We start from the raw sequence: 19,115 nt of genomic DNA on the forward strand, positions 1-19,115 counted from the left end.
CTACAGTAAGAACGCACTAACGCAACCGAATGTGATTCCTAGCCACTTTAAATACCAAGCTAGGAATTTCTTGAATGGTACTTTGTTCTTTAATCTCCTTTCTGTTCTTATCGTTTTCTCCTTTCATCCCATATCTTCTGAATTTCATCAATCATGCTCGCTTGATATTTGTATGGGCGTGTATCTGTTCTTCTTGCTGCAACCACCACTGGATGGTTTCTAACTTCGCTTTTGTGCCAAGAACTGGTACTCGTTCCAATTGCTTCACACAACTCTTCAGTCGTTATCCACCGTTGTTTACTTCTTGAGTCAATAAACGGTTTAATTAAGCTAACAAATTTTTCAGGATTTCTTTTTACGACTTCAAAAAATATTGGTTCGTAATAATCAAGCGTTTCTCGTTCCATGGTTTCACCTCCCTTTATTTTGTTACTTCTTTCATGAGTTTGTTAGCTTCTTTAATTAACAAGCTCATGGTATTACTATCGGTTTCTTTTTTGCAACTCTCGTTAATATATCCACCTACTCTTTCCTGGTTTTGTTCTTCCACTCGACTAATTCAATAAGTAAAGTTTCTTTCTCAAAGTAGGATAAATAATCTAACGAATCATCTTCTAACCGAACACACCTTCCAGCCTTTAAATCTCTACAAGCATTAGTTCTAACTGTACTGTTGGTTGTTTTTACAGCTTCCTCAACTTCGTCATAGGTAGCAGAAGGATTCTCCTTGAAATATTCCCTAATTTGTTCTGCGTGTGTCATGGTTCTACTCCTTTCATTTTTTCATATTGTTGTAACCTTCTTTCAAACCTATAATTAGAATTAAGAAAGGAGGTGTTTTTATATGGGTAAAAATCAATGGGTTTCTCCTACTTCCGAAGGCAAATGGAAAGTTCATGGAGAAGGAAATTCTAAAGCGACTAAAGTGTTTGAAAATAAATCTCAAGCTGTGGCATTTGGAAAAGGTATTGCTAAAAATCAACAATCTGAATTAATCATCCAAAAGAAAGATGGAAAAATTCAATCTAAAGATAGTTATGGCAACGATCCACTTCCACCAAGAGATACTGAACACTAATCGTATTTAGGGGTAATTCTGACTCTAAAACCTTCTGCACTGTCAACATCATCTGCCGTTATAACAGCAATGGTTTTAGGGTCTTTTTGGTCTGTTTCTACAACAATTTTTGTTATTTCCGATAATGCTTCGACACTCATTTTTATTTCTTCCTTTCTTTTGAATATTTATCTTTTATCAACTTTTAGTTCAAAAAAATGGACTTACTTCTTCGCCGTACTTATTAATAATTGTACGAACTTTTTCCATAGTAAGACCAGCTCCAGCCCCATTAAGACTATGGCAAAGCGTCGCTGTGGTTATCCCTAACAAATCTTGCAACTCTTTGGTTTGACTTCATTAACAATCATTCATGTAATGAATTCTTTATAAAGAGCTCTTTTTCGTTGAGACATTATATCACCTCTTTCAAGAGTTTATTTTTTCGACCTTATCAACACAATATGCGCAAAACTTTTTCACATGTCAAAAACGAAATTGAAAAAAATAAACTTTTTATCGTTTCAGTTGTTTCTTGTTGAAATTAAATATATGATTCACTTGTAAACAATAGAGAAAGGTGATGTTTGGCTTGTCGTTTTCAATCAAAATCAAAGATATAAGATTAAAATATAAATTAAATCAAGAAGAATTTGCCAACAGAATCAATAATTATTCGAGCCTTAAAGACTCCCCAACAAACTTCAATAAAACAAATGTTTCTAAATGGGAAAATGGGAAAGTTGAACCAAGAATGGATACAGTACGTTTGATTGCTTCAACTTTTGAAGTATCCCCTAACTATTTAATAGGTATGTCTGATGAGCCTTATTTTAACGCTAATAATACAGAAGATAAGGATATTCAAAAAGACCTCCAAAAGATGATTGAACAATTAGAAAATGGATTGTATTCAAAAGAAACTGCTGAATATTCTGAAGAAACAAGAGAATTGATTATATCTTCTTTAGAAACCGCTGCTAAATTAGCAAGAATGGAAGCTAAGAAGAAATTCACACCAAATCTATACTTAAAAGAATCTATGGAAATGTTTTAGGATTTGGCGTGATGCTACTCTTCTATCAGGAAAAGTATGAGGATATTCCAGAAACGTTTGATACGTTAAAAGCAACGTTTGGAATAAAAGAAGAAATGAGAAAGTATTATTAGAATTAATATTACTTTTTACGAGTGATTATCGCGTGATTACAAAAATAGAGTATTACTAAAACGTTGATTTTATGCTATAAATAACGATAATTAATCGCGTGAATTTCGTGTTTTTTATATTAAGAATTTTTATGAATGAAAGGGTTTATTATAATGATAAATATTTATTGCGATGAAAGCTGTCATTTAGAAAATGATAACCAACAATCGATGGTTATTGGGGGTATATCTTGCCCAGATTACGCTAGACAAACAGTTTACAATGACATAAAAAATATAAAGATAAAACATAAGATATCTCCTTTTATTGAAATCAAATGGAATAAAGTTTCTATGTCCAAAATTGATTTTTATATGGATCTAGTTAATTATTTTTTTGATAATGAATTGTTAAATTTTAGAGCAATAGTTATCCCTGATAAGTCTATCCTTAATCATAAAAAATACGGTCAGTCTCATGATGATTTTTATTATAAGATGTATTTTTATTTATTGAGAAAGTTACTTGTAAGAAAAGATGAAATAAATGTATATCTAGATATAAAGGATACTAGAAGTAATTATAAAATAAAAAAATTAAAAGAAATTATTAATACACATGCTGATAAAAATGATTTAAAAAGACTAGAAAATATACAACATGTACGTTCCCATGAAAATTCAATTATTCAGTTAACAGATTTTATGATAGGTGCAGTATCTTATAAATGCAGAAAGTTGAATGCTAATCTGGCCAAAAAGCAGTTAATAGAACACATTCAAGAGTTGAGTGAACACGAAATTGATATAACATCTAAATATAGTGAAAATAAGTTTGATATTTTTTCAATAAAACTGGGAGAGTAGATGATGGGAAAGTGCGTAGCTTGTTCAAGTTTGAATACATTAGAACAATTCAATGGTGACTATAAAAAATATGATAAATTTCTTTATAATGAAATTTATTTAGGTGAATTAACGGAAGGAAGCCTTAGATTCAATAATAAAAAAGTTTCTTTTAAAAAACATCCGATTGAATGTGACAAAGAACAAACATATTTTCATCTTACAACTAAATCTACAAATAAAGGAATACCATTATCTGAAAGAGAGCCTGACCTAAGAAGATGTGAACGACTTCATTGGATACGTCCATCGTTGGAAACGGATCATGTAGATTTGTGTGGATTATCTTGTTTTGTAAAATATGTTGAACCATACAAAAATACTGAAAGAACACATCTTTTTAATGAACAAGAAAGATATTTAATTATATTAGAAGAACGGGAAAATTATTATTTACTAATTACTGCCTTTTATATTCATGAAAATCAATATTTACAAAGTACTAAAAAAAGAAGTCAAAGAGGTGCTAATTAGTTTATATAACAAAAAACGCCCCTATGGTAGGGACGTTTTCGTAATCTCCTTCTTCCAATTGGTAGATGAGTCAGATGTATAATATCACAATAGACTATCTAATTTCAAATGAAATGTCAAGAAAAATAATCTTTTGTTTAATATATTATACATCATATGTAAGCAGTTATCAAGATGATTTAATTAAAACACCACACTCTCAATCTTGGCGGATTCAGTGTGGTGAGTTCAAAAATTACCCTAAAATAGGGCTATTTGTTATGCTCTATTTTACCACAAATAGAAAGGTTGGTAAACTATGGCAAGCATTTATAAACGTGGCAAAACTTGGACCTACAAAGTGTATTACGATGACAATGGAAAGCAAAAGGCAGTATCTAAGAGTGGATTCAAAACGAAAGCTGAAGCAAAAGATTCGTCGATATTGCGTGAGAATGAAATGCTGCAGGGGAAGGATTTCGCCAAAGAAAGAATGCTGCTTGCAAATTATATGGAGAATTGGAAGACGTTGTAAAAGGATGGAGCCGTTTCTTTAGGCGTTCCCAAGCGTATAGATATGATCATTAGATATGTTCGAAAAACTTTAACGTCATGCTTAAAGATATAACTCATGATAATTATCAAGCATACATCAACCAATTGGCAAAAGGGTTGTCAACTGAATCTGTTGCTAAATATCACACTTATACAAGCGGTGCAATAAAGCATGCAGTTCAAACCAGAGTTCTTATGTATAATCCATGCGAATTCGTTAAAGTTAAAGGGAATGACGAAAGAGCGTTTACTCAAGAAAGTAAATTTTTGTCTTTCGAAGAATATCAAAGACTGTATGCAGCGTTAATGGATGGTATCAACCCTAGATATCAATCACGATATATTATTCTTTTAGCAATGGTAAGTGGGATGCGTTTTGGAGAATGTTTGGGTTTAACCTGGGATAATTTAGATGTAGAAACGAATACTGTAAAAATCGAAAAAGGATTCGACTCATTACACACAAGAGATTTTACTGACGGTAAAACCAAAAACGCAAAACGAACTATTATCATTCCGAGTAAAGTAATGACATTATTATTCCATCTTCCAAAGGATACAGAAAGAGTATTTCATGACATTACAAATAATGGAGTCAAAAAAACTCTCGATAATACACTAAAAAAAGCGAAAATCGAGAGAAAAATAAGATTCCATAGTTTAAGGCACACACACGCAAGTATCCTATTGTCGCAAGGAGTGCAAGTCGTTTCAGTAAGTAAAAGATTAGGACATGCAAATCCCACAGTAACTATGCAGACGTATGCTCACGTCATTAAAGAATTAAAAGTATCAGACAATGAAAAAATAATAAAGATTTTATCCCACGGAACATCCACGGAACAAAACCTTTAAAAAAGCCTATAAATAACCATAAAAAATGCCCCCTACAGGGCTCGAACCTGTGACCCATAGATTAAGAGTCTACTGCTCTACCAACTGAGCTAAGGAGGCATTTGTACTTAAGGTACTTAATCAGTATACTACCATCCCCATTGTAAATCAAGGGGATTTTCTCGAGAAATTCATATTTCATCAGACAACCGTTTATCAAAACAGCCCTCTAAATTTTCATCAGAGGGCTTTCCTTATTCCAATCCCAGACTCACTTTCAGTCCTTCGTTAATAGTTTGCATAAATTCTGCATCTACTTGTGTAATTTTCTCAAGAATTCGAATTTTGTCAATCGTTCGCAATTGTTCAAGTAAGACAACGGAGTCTCGTTCGAACCCAAATTGGTCTTTTTTGATTTCAATATGCGTTGGGATGTTCGCTTTTGTATTCTTAGCTGTTATGGCTGCTACAATAACAGTTGTGCTAAAGTGATTTCCAACATCATTTTGAATGATGAGAACGGGGCGTTTCCCACCCTGCTCACTACCAATCACTGGAGACAAATCTGCTAAAAAGACATCTCCTCTTAAGATTTTATCAACCATTGATATACTCCCTTTTCACGCGATCAGAGATCATACAAATGACTTCATAAGCAATTGTATCTGCACGTTTAGCTAATTCAATTGCTGTAATTTCCTCTTCTTTGTTTTTCCCTAGAAGAGTAACCTTTGTTCCGACTGGATATTCATGAGGCAAACGAATCATACATTGATCCATACATACTCTTCCAATAATAGGACAGCGAACTCCATCTACAATGACCTCTCCTTTATTGTAGGCGCGAATATACCCATCCGCATATCCTACTGGTAAAGTAGCCACCCATTGAGGCTCTCTAGCGGTATAGGTTGCCCCATAACTCACTGTATCCCCAATTTCTAGTTTCTTCACCTTGACCATCTCAGTTTCCCATTGCAGGGCTGGGTTTAGATGTTCTTCATCTTCAATGCATAAGTCTCCATTAGAAGGATTAATGCCATACAAGCCGATTCCGTAACGGATAATATCACTATCTCCGGCACTATGCCAAATTGCATAAGCAGAATTCGAGCAATGAATGTGAGGAGGTCTTTCTTCCAACTCTCCAATCATACCATTGAATTTTTCTTCTTGTTTTGTTAAATGTGCGGTGTCTTCTTCATCTGCTGTTGCAAAATGGGTAAACATTCCTTCGAACTCGAATGGACCGTTTCGTAAAACAGCCTCAACTTCCGTTAATTCTTTTTCGTTCACGACGCCAATACGACCCATTCCCGAATCTACAGCAACATGTACTTTTAAGGGTATCTCCTTTAATAGTGGCGCAGCTTGCAGGAGCCATTCTACAGAGTCGACCGCAGCAGTAATGTGATTACTTGCTAATAGTGGCGCATCTTCCACTCGGCTTAATCCAAGTATTAAGACAGGTTCCATAATTTCTGCTTCTCTTAAAGCCAAAGCCTCATCTACATTTGCGACACAAAATCCCTGAACCCCTGCTTCTAAAGCAGCTTTGGCAACAGGAATCATACCATGCCCATATGCATTTGCCTTTACAACTGCATAGACTTGTTTGGAGGGGTTTAATTTAGACTTTAGTTTAGAAATATTTTGTTTAATAATCGATAAATCCACTACAACTCTCGTGTTTCGATGGATTGCTTCTAACATGATGATTCATTCCTTTTTTTAATTGGATTCAAGTACGACAACGGCATAGGCATCATGACTCGTATGCGTAATCGATATCCACGTTTGATTAGAATAGCGTTCACATACAAGAACTGGTTTTCCTGTGGCATCATTCAATACTTCAATATCTTGAAATGAAATATGCTGTCCAATTCCAGTCCCAAGTGCTTTGGCATAAGCTTCTTTAGCCGCAAAGCGTCCCGCAAGGAATTCCACTTTTCGTTTAAAAGGGAGCGTATGATATTTTTCCAACTCTTTTGGTGTTAATACTTTTTCCAAAAAAGATTTAGGTTCTGCTACGATTTTTTCAATGCGTGACAATTCTACCGCGTCCATACCAAGTCCCTTAATCGCCATCCGTTTGTCGTCTCCTTCATTATGATTCATTCCTATATTTTAACAAATTTACCATCATTTGTCAGAAATTTGAACAATTCCTAAGAATCCCATAATCCAGACCACAAGATAACTTCACCCATTTTAAGAGAAGACTGTACATCAATAATGCGCTGATTACTGCTTCCCCTAAATTGCAAGGTCAAATCTTTTTTAGCGAGTTCAAATCGTCCATCCACCAAAATATCAATCAAGCTTAATAATTCTAACTTATCTTCTGTTTCTTGCATCAGCTCTTCCCAAGTATATCCTGTCCAAGACCAAATATCCTTGGTATTTCCATAAGCTTTCCGTAGCGCCTTTACTAAAGACAGACAAACTCCTGTATTCAAAAAAGGTTCTCCACCTAGAAGCGTCAACCCTTGGCAATAAGAAGCTCCAACATCTGAAACAATTTGCTCTTCTAACTCTTTAGTATATGGTATTCCGTAATTAAAATTTTGAGCAATCACATTATAGCAGCCTTCACAGGCAAAGAGGCAGCCACTCACATACAGTGAACAGCGTACCCCTTCCCCATCGACAAAATTATACGGTTTGTAACTGGCAATTTTCCCTTTGGAATATTGCTCACTCGTCCACTCCTTTGGTTTTGGATTATTCATCCTCCATCACTCCTAAAGCGTAACGTTCTTTGAGTTTTGGCATATGTTTTACGCGAGAAGAGATTTCCACATGGCGTCCGTGAACCATTGGACGCGCTTGAGGGTTTCCAAGGTATCCGCAAGTCCGTTTTACAACATCACATGTTTGCGGATCATGGTTTTTACATTGTGGACATTCAAATCCTTTAGCAGTTGGCGTAAATTCACCATCGTATCCACATTTATAACAATGATCAATTGGGGTATTCGTTCCAAGATATCCCACTCTATCATATGCATAATCCCATACGGCTTCTAAAGCTTTTGGATTTTGTCGAAGAACTGGATACTCGCAGTAGTGAATAAATCCGCCCGAAGAAAATACTGGATAATCTTTTTCAAAATCAATTTTTTCAAATGGTGTTGGATTTTTACGTACATCGTAATGGAAGCTATTCGTATAATACTCTTTCTCCGTAATATCCGGTACCAAACCAAATTTTTCGATATCGAGTTTGCAGAAACGATCAGTCAAGCTTTCACTTGGAGTCGCATAAACACTGAAATGATAACCGTATTCGTCACCCCATGCATCCGTATGCGCCTTCAACGCTTTTACAATCTCTAGAGTAAATTCCTTCGCCTCTGGGTTTGTTTCCCAGTTTGGACCAAAGAATGCTGTTGCCGCTTCATAAAGTCCAATATATCCTAAAGAAACAGTTGCACGACGATTTCTAAAGAGAAGATCCACTTCTTCCCCCTCCTTCAACCGTTGTCCAAACGCTCCATAATGATACAACACAGGCGCATTATCTCTTTGCGCTTCCTTACAGCGTTCAACGCGGTACGTTAATGCATCCCTACAGATTGCTAGTTTCTCTTCGAAAATTTCCCAGAATTTATCAATTGAGCCTTCCGCTTCTAGCGCAATTCGAGGAATATTCAAAGTAACAACCCCTAAATTCATTCGACCATCGTTCACTTCTTGCCCATTTTCATCCTTCCATCCTTGTAAGAACGAACGGCATCCCATCGGCACTTTAAAACTACCGGTTAATCGAACAATTTGATCATAGTTTAATACATCTGGATACATTCGTTTTGTTGCACATTCTAATGCTAACTGTTTTACATCATAGTTTGGATCCGTTTCTTCTAAGTTTACCCCACGTTTTAGCGTGAATACTAATTTAGGGAAAATCGCTGTTCTCTTCTCTTTGCCAATCCCTTCCATTCTCACTTGCAGGATTGCTTTTTGAATACAACGTTCAAAGCGACTCGTTCCAAGTCCAAATCCCAAAGTTGTAAAAGGGGTTTGCCCTTGAGAGGTATAGAGTGTATTGATTTCATATTCTAATGACTGCATCGCATCATAAATATCTTTTTCTGTTTTTTTCATCGCAAAAGCTTCTTGACGGTCCACTCCATCAATCCACTCTTTTGCATCTGCCAAATGTTTTTGATAGTTTAATTCCGCATAAGGGGCCAATAATTCATCAACTCGATTGGCTGAACATCCTCCATATTGGCTACTTGCGACATTCGCAATGATTTGAGCCATTTGAGCAGTTGCTGTTTGAATCGATTTTGGAGATTCTACCTCGGCATTTCCAATCTTGAATCCAAGGCCTAACATATGTTCAAAATCAATTAAGCAACAATTGGTCAGTGGCATATATGGATGATAGTCTAAATCATGATAATGAATATCCCCTTTTAAATGCGCATTGGCAACATGAGGGGGTAATAGTTTTAAACCAATAATTTTTCCAACTGTACCCGCCGTTAGATCCCTTTGCGTATTAAAAACTTTACTATCCTTATTCGCATTTTCATTAACCACACTTGCATCTTTATTCGTTAATCGAGATAGTGCCCATTGGAAATCCAGTTGATTTTTTCTACGTAAATCACGATCCACTCTGTATGAAATATATGCTTGTGCTAATTCAGATTCCCCATCTTCAATTAAAAAATGTTCAATAATACTTTGAATTTCATAAATTTGAATAGTCTCACTAAATCTTCTAGAAATTTCTTGGAGAACTTCGTCTACGATTCGATTCAATTCCGCTTCTCTTTTAGCATCCATCTCTCCATTTAACTCTGTCTCTGCTTTAAAGATTGCTCGTTCGATTTTCTCCTTTTGAAATTCAACTTCCCGACCATCTCTTTTAGTGACTAATAAGGTCTTCAATTCTTGTACACACATCACAATCCCTCCTCAAAACTCTCGAATCTATTTTATCATGCTGAATTTAAAAATCAACCCCTAAACACAATATATTGTGTTTTGAATCGTTATAATTTATATATATAGTTTTTGCAGTACAAAAAAAACCTCTTCAGTTCTCTTCTGAAGAGGCTTTGTTTTTATTTCATATTTTGGACGGCTTGAACCATTTGGTCCCAACTATTTTCCATATCTTGTACTAATTTTAATTGTGTACGTGCGCGGTCCAGATTTTGTCCTGGACGATTGGTTTGGTAGTAGACATCGCCATTGATATAGTCCGTCAAGAAACGAATCCCTTGTTCTAGCGTAATCACGCGTGCCCCCCAAGGTAAATATTCGAGTTCAGCTTCGGTTAAGATTCCGCTTGTTCCTTCGATAAAGCCTTTCACATATGTTTCGTATAAGTCGAAATCAAAGTTCACTTTTGATAAATCTGGTTCGTCCTCGGCACAATCGTTTGCCCCAAAACGAATGGAATCACCAAAATCAAATAATACTAGCCCTGGCATTACAGTATCTAAATCCACAATGCATAGTGGTTCTTTTGTTTGGCTATCGAACATAATATTATTTAATTTTGTATCATTATGCGTTACACGAAGTGGCAATACGCCTTCATCTAACAAATCATATAGTAAGAAGCAATCTGCTTTACGATTTTGAATAAAGTCGATTTCTGCTTGAACCTCTTTTACTCTTCCTACACGATCTTCTCGGATTGCTTCTTCTAATTGGCGATAACGATTTCGAGTATCGTGGAATTGTGGAATCACTTCTACTAATTGGCTTGCATCGAAGTCATTTAAATCAAAAGCAAATCGTCCAAATGCTTTTGCAGTAATATAAAATTGTTGCGGATTTTCTACTTTATCTAATGAATAACTGTTTTCTACTGAATCATAAATTCGCCAGTAAGATCCATTATCCAAGTTTGCCGTTAAATGCCCCTCTTTGGTGCGAATTACACGTAGCGTTTCACGAGAAGCGTCACGTCCTTCTGCTTCATATTTTTCACGTAGATAGCTTGTTACTTTCTCAATATTTTCCATTAATCCATGTACATTCGGAAAAATATGATGATTAATCGCTTGCAATACATATTGCTTTTCTTTATTTTCATGTGTATGAGTAATTTGATAAGTTTTATTAATTAATCCATTTCCTAAAGGTTGAATATCAACTAGCTCTCCTGGTAGTTCATAATATTCATACGCCACTTTGGCATCCTTTAATGGATTTTCTACAACTGTCATTCCTTTTTCTCCTTTAGCAATTTACAAATAATACATTCCCATTGTACCGCTTCCAAGACTAAAAAGGAAGATATAACGCGAAAAAACTTCGATGATTGAAATGCATTTACAGTTCAAATGTAAGTAGGGGGATTAAACTTGTTTATCCCCTGGAATGTTCATTTAAAAAAGGAGAAAGACCAAGTGCGTTTAAACTCCCCTGGTCTTACTCCCAAAAGAAACCTGTTAGCCTAGATTTCTTTTTCTATAAATTGGTCAATGATTAATGACTAACTTCTTTCCCAGCAATACGTCCAAAAGTGATAATATCCGTAATCGCATTTCCTCCAAGACGGTTCTTCCCTTGGATAACCCCTGTTAATTCACCAGCAGCATATAGCCCTGGGATTGCTTCGCCTTTATCATTCAAAACTTCTGCTTTTTCATTAATCACTAATCCGCCCATTGTATGGTGAACAGAAGGAACGGCTTTTTGAATGTAGTAAGGACCTTCTTCAAGAGATACTAAACCACCACGGTGATGGAAATCTTTGTCATCTTTATTTTTCGCATATTCATTTACTTTTGCGATGGTTTCTTTCAAGTTATTGATATCGATATCGAAGAATTTCGCAGCTTCTTCAATCGTATCAGCTTTCACTAACAAACCTTCACGAATCAACTCATCGTACTCTGCTTTATGCGCTTCTTTTGTTTTCGAAATCGCATCAATCTTATCGTTCCAGATTTGGTAAGTGTATCCACCTGTTTGCGCTAAAATCGCCTTCGAAATAACGTCACGACGGTCTAATTCTTCTACAAATCGTTTCCCTTCTTGGTTCACAAGTATCGCTCCGTCAAAACGTGTATCTGCCAAAAGGGAAATCATACCTGTCTTCGGATTTGCGATTGGGTATGTTTGGATATATTCCATGTTTTTTAATGCTGCTCCTGCTTTTTGAGCCATTACAATCCCATCCCCTGTAGTACCGACAGTATCTGTTGATTTATAGCGTTCGTCATATTCCTTATTGTATTGTTTACGCATTTCGATATTTGAACCGAACCCACCTGTTGTTAATACCACTCCATTAGTTGCAAGGAATGTCACTTCTTTTTTAGTCTTGTCAGTTGCTTTCACACCTGTCACACGACCGTTTGCATCTTGAATTAATTCTTCTGCTTTTACGTTCAAGAAGATTTTAACGCCAAGTTCTTCAGCTTTTGCTTTTAATTTAGACACTAATTCCGCACCAGTATGTCCCTTAGGAATCAATGCACGTTTAAATGAATGTCCACCGAATTGGAATAATTGGTCTGATAAGAACTCAACATGAATATCATCTCTTAACCATTCTGCTGATTCCAATGCTTTCTCTGCCATTAAATGAACGAGTTTAGGGTCCCCAATATTATCTCCACCCTTCATCGTATCATTATAGTATGCTTCTACAGAGTCTCCAGTAATCCCAAGATTCTTTTGTACCCAGTTACCAGGTGCATTCATTTCCCCACCAGAAATCAGAGTATTACCGCCGACCGTTGGCATTTTTTCAACAATTGCGACTGATTTGCCCGCTTCAGCAGCTTCAATTGCGGCACTAAGTCCGGCACCACCAGAACCGACGATCACTACATCAAAAGTTTGCTCAGTTGGGAGTTCACTTTTCTTCGTTTTTGTTTGTGTTGAAGCTACCAGTTTAATCCCTGATTTCGTAATAGCATCTTTGACTGCTGCCAAATACCCTTCGCTTGTTGCACTCGCTCCTGAAACGACATCTACATCAGCAGAGTTTTGAGCGATAATGGCTTCCTTTAGATCTTCATAAACAGGTTCAGATAAGCCTTTGTTTTCACCTTGTTCTATAACCTCAATATTGGTTATTTTTGCGTCTGTGATTGTAACGGCAACTTTAATCTCGCCGTGCTTACCAGTTCCTACTCCTTCAAATTTTCCACTTTGCTTGGCTGTTGAACAACCGAATAAAAGTAGAATCGACAATATACTTAGTAAAAGAACGTTTAAACTTTTTTTCATTTTCCTCACCTTTTCTATTTTGTTATTCCTTTTACAATAATTATTGTAACGCTTTCAGAAATCTTAATAAATACTAAATGAAATATTTCACATAAAAATAATATTTTTCGTCATAAATATTCAGAAACAGAAATGACAAAAACACCTTCAGTAATCATCATGATACTGAAGGTGTTTTTTGTTTCGATTATTTCATTTCTTTTGAGCTTTCCATAATCGCATCAATTAAGCCATATTCTAAGGCTTCTTGTGCAGTCATGTAGTTATCACGATCTGTATCTTTTTCGATACGTGATAATTTTTGGCCTGTTTGTTTTGCCAAGATTTTATTTAAACGTTCACGTGTTTTTAGGATTTGACGCGCTGCGATTTCGATTTCTGTCGCTTGTCCTTGCGCTCCTCCTAAAGGTTGGTGGATTAAGATTTCAGCGTTTGGTAATGCGAAACGTTTGCCTTTTGCTCCAGCTGTTAGTAGGAATGAACCCATTGAGGCTGCCAGCCCCATCGCGATGGTTTGAACGTCTGCTTTAATGAAGTTCATTGTATCGTAGATGGCTAAACCAGCTGTTACGCTTCCCCCTGGAGAGTTGATATACATGTAAATATCTTTCTCAGGATCTTGTGCATCTAAGAAAAGTAATTGCGCGATAATCGCATTCGCCATGTCATCTTGAATGGGTCCGCTCACCATGATAATACGGTCTTTTAATAAGCGTGAATAAATGTCATAAGCACGTTCTCCACGTGAAGACTGTTCAATAACTGTTGGAATTAAATTCATACTACTTCCTCCAAATCTAATATTTGTTTAAGTCTACTGCTATAGTCAATAAAGGTCAATTTATATGCTTGCTAATTAATAAATCTAAAAATCTTATCCCAAATTTCTTTAGAAAAAATATCGAGCGGATTTTTACCTTCGCCAAGAACTGCATATCCAATCATTAAACCAAGAGCAAACAAGATGATGGCAATGACAAGGAAAACTAAAATACGCAATAAAGCAGTAAATAGTAAATGTCGACTATTCTTTAATTGTTCTTTCATGATTCTTCTGTCCTTTCATCATCAATCATATGTGCGGTTGGATTCATTACCACTTTCTTCGCACTAAAAATTCTACGGATTGCAGCAAAAATGCCTCTTTCAGATTTAATTCGATTTAATAAAATTCCTGTTCCAATTGCTACGCTTTGAAGTGGATTTTCTGCAATCATGACTGGAACCTGAAGTTTTTCAGAGAGCATGCGATCAATCCCATTAATCAAGGCACCTCCACCAGTAACCATCACACCACGTTCGATAATATCTCCAGCTAATTCTGGAGGAGTAGCCTCTAGAACAAGTCTTGCTTCTTCTCCAATAGTATCTAACATTTCTTTTAGGCAATGATAGATTTCATTCGTATAAATTGTAACCGTCTTTGGAAGTCCTGTTGTCATATCTCTTCCTTTGACAATCATATCAGATTCATTTTCTACTTCCACTGCACTTCCAAGAGACATTTTAATCGCTTCAGCAGTTCGTTCTCCAATGATTAATTGATACTTGTCTTTAATATATTCGGAAATCGCAAAGTCCATATTGTCCCCAGCTAATTTAATCGAGCGACTTGTCACAGTTGAACCCATCGATAGAACGGCAATATCACTCGTTCCTCCACCAATATCAATCACCATATTTCCAATTGGCGAGAAGATATCGAGTCCAACTCCAACCGCAGCCACTTTTGGTTCTTCTTCTAAATAGATATTTCTTCCACCACATTTAATCGCCGCTTGAATAATCGCCTTTTGTTCTACAGTCGTAATATTAGTTGGCGTGCAAATTAAAATATCGGGTTTTGAAAACCAGCTATTTAAATTTAATTTTTGCATGAATAATTCTAATAATTGTTCAGTAACCGCAATATCCGCTATTACTCCGCCTTTTAATGGATGATGAACATTGATTTCTTTTGGAGTACGTCCTACCATTTGATATGCTCGTTCTCCGACTGCAATCACTTCTCCAGTACGCTCATCTAAAGCAACTAACGAAGGTTCATTTAATATAATCCCGCGATCTTTTAGAAAGACTAAAATATTCGCAGTTCCTAAGTCAATACCAATGTCTCGAAGCATGAAAGTCTCCTCTCTTATAAATATTTCTTTGTTTTAAATCCGTTTTTAAAAAGTACTAGAATATATGAGCCTACTAAAAATGCGGCTGCTAATCCTAAACTATACTGAATAACACCTAAAATTCCATATTTATCAACATTCAAAAAGAAATAAGGGAACGGTCCATCGGGGTTATTTCCAATGGGAATTCGTGTAATTAACGCAATCGCAACAGAAATAATTGCATACGCCAATGGTAAAATCGTCCATACAAACGGATCCCACCACTTATAACAATGCCCTTTATCAAAAAGTGCCCAATCTAACAATGCTCCATAAGGAACAATATAATGCACTAGAAAATTTTCTATCGTCCAAAATTCTTCAGGTGTTTTTAAAGGAGCTAGCATGAAGTGATATACCAGTCCAGTTAGAAGAATCGCAACGGTCATTCCACCTTTTAAACGAATATCCCACTGACTCCAATGGCCTTCCTTACGGTATTTTAACAGTAAGGTTATTAGAAAAATAACTACTAGTAAATTAGATTGATTGGTGTAATAGCGAATAGAATGCCATCCGTGGAGAAACATCTCCATTAAGAATCCCACTAAAGCACATGTAGCAATGACTCCTTTAGAAATTAAACTTAGTTTCAAAAATTTTTCTTTGTTCATTCCATTCCTCTTTCTAAAGACACTAATTCTCCTTATTATAGCATAAATGCCACAACAGTCGGTATTAATAGCCTAAACAAAAAAGGGCCGGCGCTCGCCAACCCTTATTAGTAAAATAGATTAACTTCTTCGATGATTGATTAAATCATGCGGACTCACTACTGGAGTCGCATTCACCCATCGTGCAAAATTACGAAGTGGAATATACAGAATATAATAAATCACGATATTGAGCATTAGCGTCGCCCCTAATCGTTCCACTAAAAACTCGTTCCACCCCATGCTGACAACGCCTCTTAACGCATATACGAAGTATACAGAAACTTCTGTCAAACTTAAGAAGAACACTAATGCTAATCCTAACGTAAATGGATTTTGCAAAATATTTGTACGTACTAAACGAATCACTCGCACAATCACTGCAAATATTCCCATATAGATTCCTAGAATACCTGCATAATAACTATCTACCAAAAATCCTGCAATCACTGAAAACCAAAACATCGCCTTATGGTCAATCATAAAATTCAGCAATACAACTGCAATGACAATAATTCTTGGCGTTAAACTATAGCCAGAACGCAAAAATAAAGTTGAAAAATGATTCGTCAATACACCGTCCACTAGGAAAGCAAGAATGAAGACAAACAATACCCAATAAACTCTTCTGGAGTTACGCATTATTGCCCCTCACTTTCGCTTGTACGAATGACTACTGTTACATAACGAACATCATTCGTATCCGCCGCTGGACGAATTTTCACTTCTTTATACAAGCCAAAACGGTCCATCGCCACTTCTTCAACCGTTCCGATATATAGCGAGTTTGGAGAAATGCCCCCAAGACCACTCGTCACAACCTTATCCCCTACTTTAATATCCTGAGTAGCTTGAATTTGGCTCATAACAAGCATATTTGTCTTTTCGTCATATCCGGTAATGGTCCCGTAGATTGGTTCTTTTTCATTTTGAATCATCGCCGCAACACGAACTAAAGTATTATCAGCATTCGATAACAAGGCAATACGTGCGCTTGTAGGATTCACATCTAAAACTTTTCCTACTAAACCATTATCACTCATTACCGACATTTGAGGTTGGATTCCATCATTTGATCCTTTATTAATCGTAATCACATCACGCCAAGTATCCGGATTACGCGCAATGACCGTAGCATTCACTAATGTATAATCATTCAGCGTATCTTGCAACTTCAGCGTTTCTTTCATTTTTTGGTTATCACGTTTTAACTCATTCAATTGAACCTCTAATTCATGAATGGTATCGATTTTTTGTTTTAAGGATTGATTCTCTTGATACGTATTTGATAAATCACCCACACTATCAATAAAATCATTAATACTATTTGCTGGATAAGAGACTAATCTTCCAAGAATATTGGTTACATCATTAACACCTTGAGTCACGATATTACTTCCGTAAGTAACGGAATACATGATTAATGCTAATGCAACAATGATTCCGATTACCCAACCAATTAGTTTCTTATTTGAAAAAATTGGATTCACATCATCACTCCTCTATAAAATTTTTCAACGGACTCTATTTTTTCATTAATGATGGGTTCGCTAGAATAGCTCCTGTTCCTAATGCCACACAATCTAGTGGGTCATTGGCAACAAACGCTGGCACTTGCGTTTCCTTCGAAATCATCTCTGCAAGATGACGAAGCATCGCTCCACCACCTGTCAGAACGATTCCATGATCAATAACGTCCGCAGAAATTTCTGGCGGTGTTTGTTCTAACACATCTTTAACAGCATCTAAAATTTGATGAATAATCTCACTCATCGCAATTGCAATTTCTTTAGCGGGAACTTCTACTACTCGTGGAAGACCTGTTACCATATCACGTCCACGAACTTGCATACTTCCTTGCGCTTTTTCGACAGAAGCAGACCCTAATTGAATCTTAAGTTCCTCTGCTGTACGCTCTCCAATCAGTAGATTATACGTTTTACGAACGTGCTGGACAATAGCTTCATTGAGCTCATCTCCACCAACGCGAATCGAACGACTATTCACGATTCCTCCTAAAGAAATCGTTGCTACGTCCGTTGTTCCTCCACCAATATCTACAATCATGCTTCCTGTTGGGTCTGTAATTGGTAAGCCCGCTCCTACTGCTGCTGCAAAAGGTTCTTCCACAACATAGGCTTCCTTCGCTCCAGCATATTTAGTAGCATCTAAAACAGCTCTTTTTTCAACGTCTGTAATTCCGCTTGGTACACAAATAATGACCACTGGTTTAAAAAATGAGCGGCCAACAATCGATTGGATGAAATATTTTAACATAGCAGTTGTCGTATTATAGTCTGCGATTACACCATCTTTCATTGGGCGTAATGCTACGATATTTTCAGGCGTTCTCCCAATCATTTCGAAAGCCGATTTCCCTACTGCGATAATTTCTTCTGTAACGATATTTTTTGCAACAACGGAAGGTTCACGTGTGACAATTCCTTCATCTTCAAGATAAACAATCGTGTTAGCTGTTCCTAAGTCAATTCCGATATTTTGTGCTTTAAAATTAAATGCAACCACACTACTTCCTCCTTCAGTAATTCTTCTACAGACCAGGCTGTAAGAATTCTATTCTAGTATATCAGAATTTGGCACTTTATTCTTGTTTTTTATAGCTTTTTAGAAAACTTTTTTATTTTGAAATATTAAAGCGGTTTCTGTAATCTGTTGGTGATTTTTACATCCGAAAGTTTCCAAAATTTAAATAGATTTTACGAAATAAAAAAAGAACCAAACAACATAAAGTTGCTTGATTCCTTTCTCTTTTTCCACTCGTCTGGCAAGGCGAGCAATTAATTTAGTAAATCCATCTATTCAGATAATGAACTAGTTAAATCTCTTTTTGCCATTTGAAGCTACCATGACAACACCTAAACCTAATAATGCCAATCCAGCTAATAGTGTTCCTTGTTCAGAAACACTACCAGTATTTGGTAAGTTTGGTTCATTTGGTTTTTCAGGTTCTGTTTGGTCTGTGATGACTAATTTGCCATCTTTGTACTCTACAGAATTTCCGTTAGCATTTAACACTTCAATCGTTCCATCAAAGTTCACTTTGAAAGTGATATCTGTTACTGCTAAGTAGCCTGTTGGTGCTGCTTCTTCATGGAATGTATA

General features: G+C 36.2%; 24 protein-coding genes and 1 tRNA gene. 6 read left to right on the top strand and 19 right to left on the bottom strand.

Translation table 11 applies throughout. From position 1 onward, the window contains the following. Window positions 1–107: 107 nt before the first annotated feature. Both HMPREF3103_RS03575 and HMPREF3103_RS03580 read right to left on the bottom strand, forming a co-directional pair. Entirely contained in the window at window positions 108–407 is a 300-nt protein-coding gene (locus HMPREF3103_RS03575; RefSeq protein ID WP_070437262.1) for a hypothetical protein, read from the bottom strand. Between the two features lie 115 nt (window positions 408–522). After that, window positions 523–762 (bottom strand): hypothetical protein, encoded by a 240-nt coding sequence (locus tag HMPREF3103_RS03580; protein ID WP_246826951.1) that lies wholly within the window; start codon window positions 760–762, stop codon window positions 523–525. A gap of 82 nt (window positions 763–844) precedes the next feature. Between HMPREF3103_RS03580 and HMPREF3103_RS03585 the strand changes: the two genes are divergently transcribed. Then, window positions 845–1,078, top strand: coding sequence for a DUF2188 domain-containing protein (locus tag HMPREF3103_RS03585; RefSeq protein WP_070437263.1), 234 nt, complete (start codon window positions 845–847; stop codon window positions 1,076–1,078). Here HMPREF3103_RS03585 and HMPREF3103_RS09515 read toward each other — a convergent pair. Beyond that, window positions 1,075–1,218 carry a hypothetical protein gene (locus HMPREF3103_RS09515; RefSeq protein ID WP_168132817.1) on the bottom strand — a complete coding sequence of 48 codons (144 nt, stop codon included), beginning with the start codon at window positions 1,216–1,218 and terminating at the stop codon, window positions 1,075–1,077. The two genes, HMPREF3103_RS03585 and HMPREF3103_RS09515, sit on opposite strands and share 4 nt — an antisense overlap. A gap of 422 nt (window positions 1,219–1,640) precedes the next feature. On the opposite strand from HMPREF3103_RS09515, the gene HMPREF3103_RS03590 reads away from it, so the two are divergent. The 5 genes from HMPREF3103_RS03590 to HMPREF3103_RS03610 all read left to right on the top strand — a co-directional run bounded on the left by HMPREF3103_RS03590 (window position 1,641) and on the right by HMPREF3103_RS03610 (window position 4,975). Beyond that, window positions 1,641–2,114, top strand: a complete 474-nt coding sequence (locus HMPREF3103_RS03590; protein ID WP_070437265.1) for a helix-turn-helix domain-containing protein — start codon at window positions 1,641–1,643, stop codon at window positions 2,112–2,114. 266 nt (window positions 2,115–2,380) lie between these two features. Beyond that, the gene (locus HMPREF3103_RS03595) at window positions 2,381–3,073 is read left to right on the top strand and encodes a DUF3800 domain-containing protein (protein WP_083278728.1); all 693 of its coding nucleotides are present in this window, start codon (window positions 2,381–2,383) and stop codon (window positions 3,071–3,073) included. Next, on the top strand, window positions 3,074–3,586 hold the full coding sequence (locus HMPREF3103_RS03600) for a hypothetical protein (RefSeq protein ID WP_210387105.1): 513 nt from the start codon (window positions 3,074–3,076) through the stop codon (window positions 3,584–3,586). 298 nt (window positions 3,587–3,884) lie between these two features. Then, window positions 3,885–4,100 carry an Arm DNA-binding domain-containing protein gene (locus HMPREF3103_RS03605; protein WP_070437271.1) on the top strand — a complete coding sequence of 72 codons (216 nt, stop codon included), beginning with the start codon at window positions 3,885–3,887 and terminating at the stop codon, window positions 4,098–4,100. A gap of 77 nt (window positions 4,101–4,177) precedes the next feature. Continuing rightward, window positions 4,178–4,975 (top strand): tyrosine-type recombinase/integrase, encoded by a 798-nt coding sequence (locus HMPREF3103_RS03610; RefSeq protein ID WP_070437273.1) that lies wholly within the window; start codon window positions 4,178–4,180, stop codon window positions 4,973–4,975. Between the two features lie 26 nt (window positions 4,976–5,001). Here HMPREF3103_RS03610 and HMPREF3103_RS03615 read toward each other — a convergent pair. From HMPREF3103_RS03615 to HMPREF3103_RS09595, 16 genes are all read right to left on the bottom strand, one after another. Then, window positions 5,002–5,074 (bottom strand) — tRNA-Lys (locus HMPREF3103_RS03615). A 134-nt stretch (window positions 5,075–5,208) separates the two neighbouring features. After that, a complete protein-coding gene (locus tag HMPREF3103_RS03620; protein ID WP_070437274.1) occupies window positions 5,209–5,559 on the bottom strand; it encodes a type II toxin-antitoxin system PemK/MazF family toxin in 351 nt (116 codons plus the stop codon). Next, the gene (alr, locus tag HMPREF3103_RS03625) at window positions 5,552–6,667 is read right to left on the bottom strand and encodes an alanine racemase (RefSeq protein WP_070437276.1); all 1,116 of its coding nucleotides are present in this window, start codon (window positions 6,665–6,667) and stop codon (window positions 5,552–5,554) included. The genes HMPREF3103_RS03620 and alr overlap by 8 nt, the downstream gene beginning before the upstream one ends. Before the next feature lie 18 nt (window positions 6,668–6,685). After that, window positions 6,686–7,075, bottom strand: a complete 390-nt coding sequence (gene acpS / locus HMPREF3103_RS03630) for a holo-ACP synthase (protein WP_083278723.1) — start codon at window positions 7,073–7,075, stop codon at window positions 6,686–6,688. Between the two features lie 50 nt (window positions 7,076–7,125). Continuing rightward, the gene (gene nrdG, locus HMPREF3103_RS03635; protein ID WP_070437280.1) at window positions 7,126–7,689 is read right to left on the bottom strand and encodes an anaerobic ribonucleoside-triphosphate reductase activating protein; all 564 of its coding nucleotides are present in this window, start codon (window positions 7,687–7,689) and stop codon (window positions 7,126–7,128) included. After that, window positions 7,682–9,880 (bottom strand): anaerobic ribonucleoside-triphosphate reductase, encoded by a 2,199-nt coding sequence (gene nrdD, locus HMPREF3103_RS03640; RefSeq protein ID WP_070437282.1) that lies wholly within the window; start codon window positions 9,878–9,880, stop codon window positions 7,682–7,684. The genes nrdG and nrdD overlap by 8 nt, the downstream gene beginning before the upstream one ends. Before the next feature lie 161 nt (window positions 9,881–10,041). Further along, a complete protein-coding gene (locus tag HMPREF3103_RS03645) occupies window positions 10,042–11,157 on the bottom strand; it encodes a phosphotransferase enzyme family protein (protein WP_070437284.1) in 1,116 nt (371 codons plus the stop codon). Between the two features lie 262 nt (window positions 11,158–11,419). Next, window positions 11,420–13,174: a flavocytochrome c gene (locus HMPREF3103_RS03650; protein ID WP_070437286.1), complete on the bottom strand. Its 1,755-nt coding sequence runs from the start codon at window positions 13,172–13,174 to the stop codon at window positions 11,420–11,422. Between the two features lie 187 nt (window positions 13,175–13,361). Then, a complete protein-coding gene (clpP, locus tag HMPREF3103_RS03655; RefSeq protein ID WP_070437288.1) occupies window positions 13,362–13,955 on the bottom strand; it encodes an ATP-dependent Clp endopeptidase proteolytic subunit ClpP in 594 nt (197 codons plus the stop codon). A gap of 71 nt (window positions 13,956–14,026) precedes the next feature. Further along, entirely contained in the window at window positions 14,027–14,221 is a 195-nt protein-coding gene (locus HMPREF3103_RS03660) for a DNA-directed RNA polymerase subunit beta (RefSeq protein ID WP_005606963.1), read from the bottom strand. Next, window positions 14,218–15,297, bottom strand: a complete 1,080-nt coding sequence (locus tag HMPREF3103_RS03665; protein WP_049555528.1) for a rod shape-determining protein — start codon at window positions 15,295–15,297, stop codon at window positions 14,218–14,220. Before HMPREF3103_RS03665 ends, HMPREF3103_RS03660 begins: the two co-directional genes overlap by 4 nt. A gap of 14 nt (window positions 15,298–15,311) precedes the next feature. Continuing rightward, a complete protein-coding gene (locus HMPREF3103_RS03670; RefSeq protein WP_070437290.1) occupies window positions 15,312–15,953 on the bottom strand; it encodes a Pr6Pr family membrane protein in 642 nt (213 codons plus the stop codon). A gap of 120 nt (window positions 15,954–16,073) precedes the next feature. Further along, window positions 16,074–16,634, bottom strand: coding sequence for a rod shape-determining protein MreD (gene mreD, locus HMPREF3103_RS03675; protein ID WP_005606966.1), 561 nt, complete (start codon window positions 16,632–16,634; stop codon window positions 16,074–16,076). Then, on the bottom strand, window positions 16,634–17,482 hold the full coding sequence (gene mreC / locus HMPREF3103_RS03680; RefSeq protein WP_005606967.1) for a rod shape-determining protein MreC: 849 nt from the start codon (window positions 17,480–17,482) through the stop codon (window positions 16,634–16,636). Before mreC ends, mreD begins: the two co-directional genes overlap by 1 nt. A 34-nt stretch (window positions 17,483–17,516) precedes the next feature. Next, entirely contained in the window at window positions 17,517–18,518 is a 1,002-nt protein-coding gene (locus tag HMPREF3103_RS03685) for a rod shape-determining protein (protein ID WP_005606968.1), read from the bottom strand. A gap of 306 nt (window positions 18,519–18,824) precedes the next feature. Next, a partial coding sequence (locus tag HMPREF3103_RS09595) for an LPXTG cell wall anchor domain-containing protein (protein WP_148128800.1) occupies window positions 18,825–19,115 on the bottom strand: 291 nt, incomplete at its 5' end.

The organism is Granulicatella sp. HMSC30F09, from assembly GCF_001806915.1.
Classification (GTDB): Bacteria; Bacillota; Bacilli; order Lactobacillales; family Aerococcaceae; genus Granulicatella; species Granulicatella adiacens.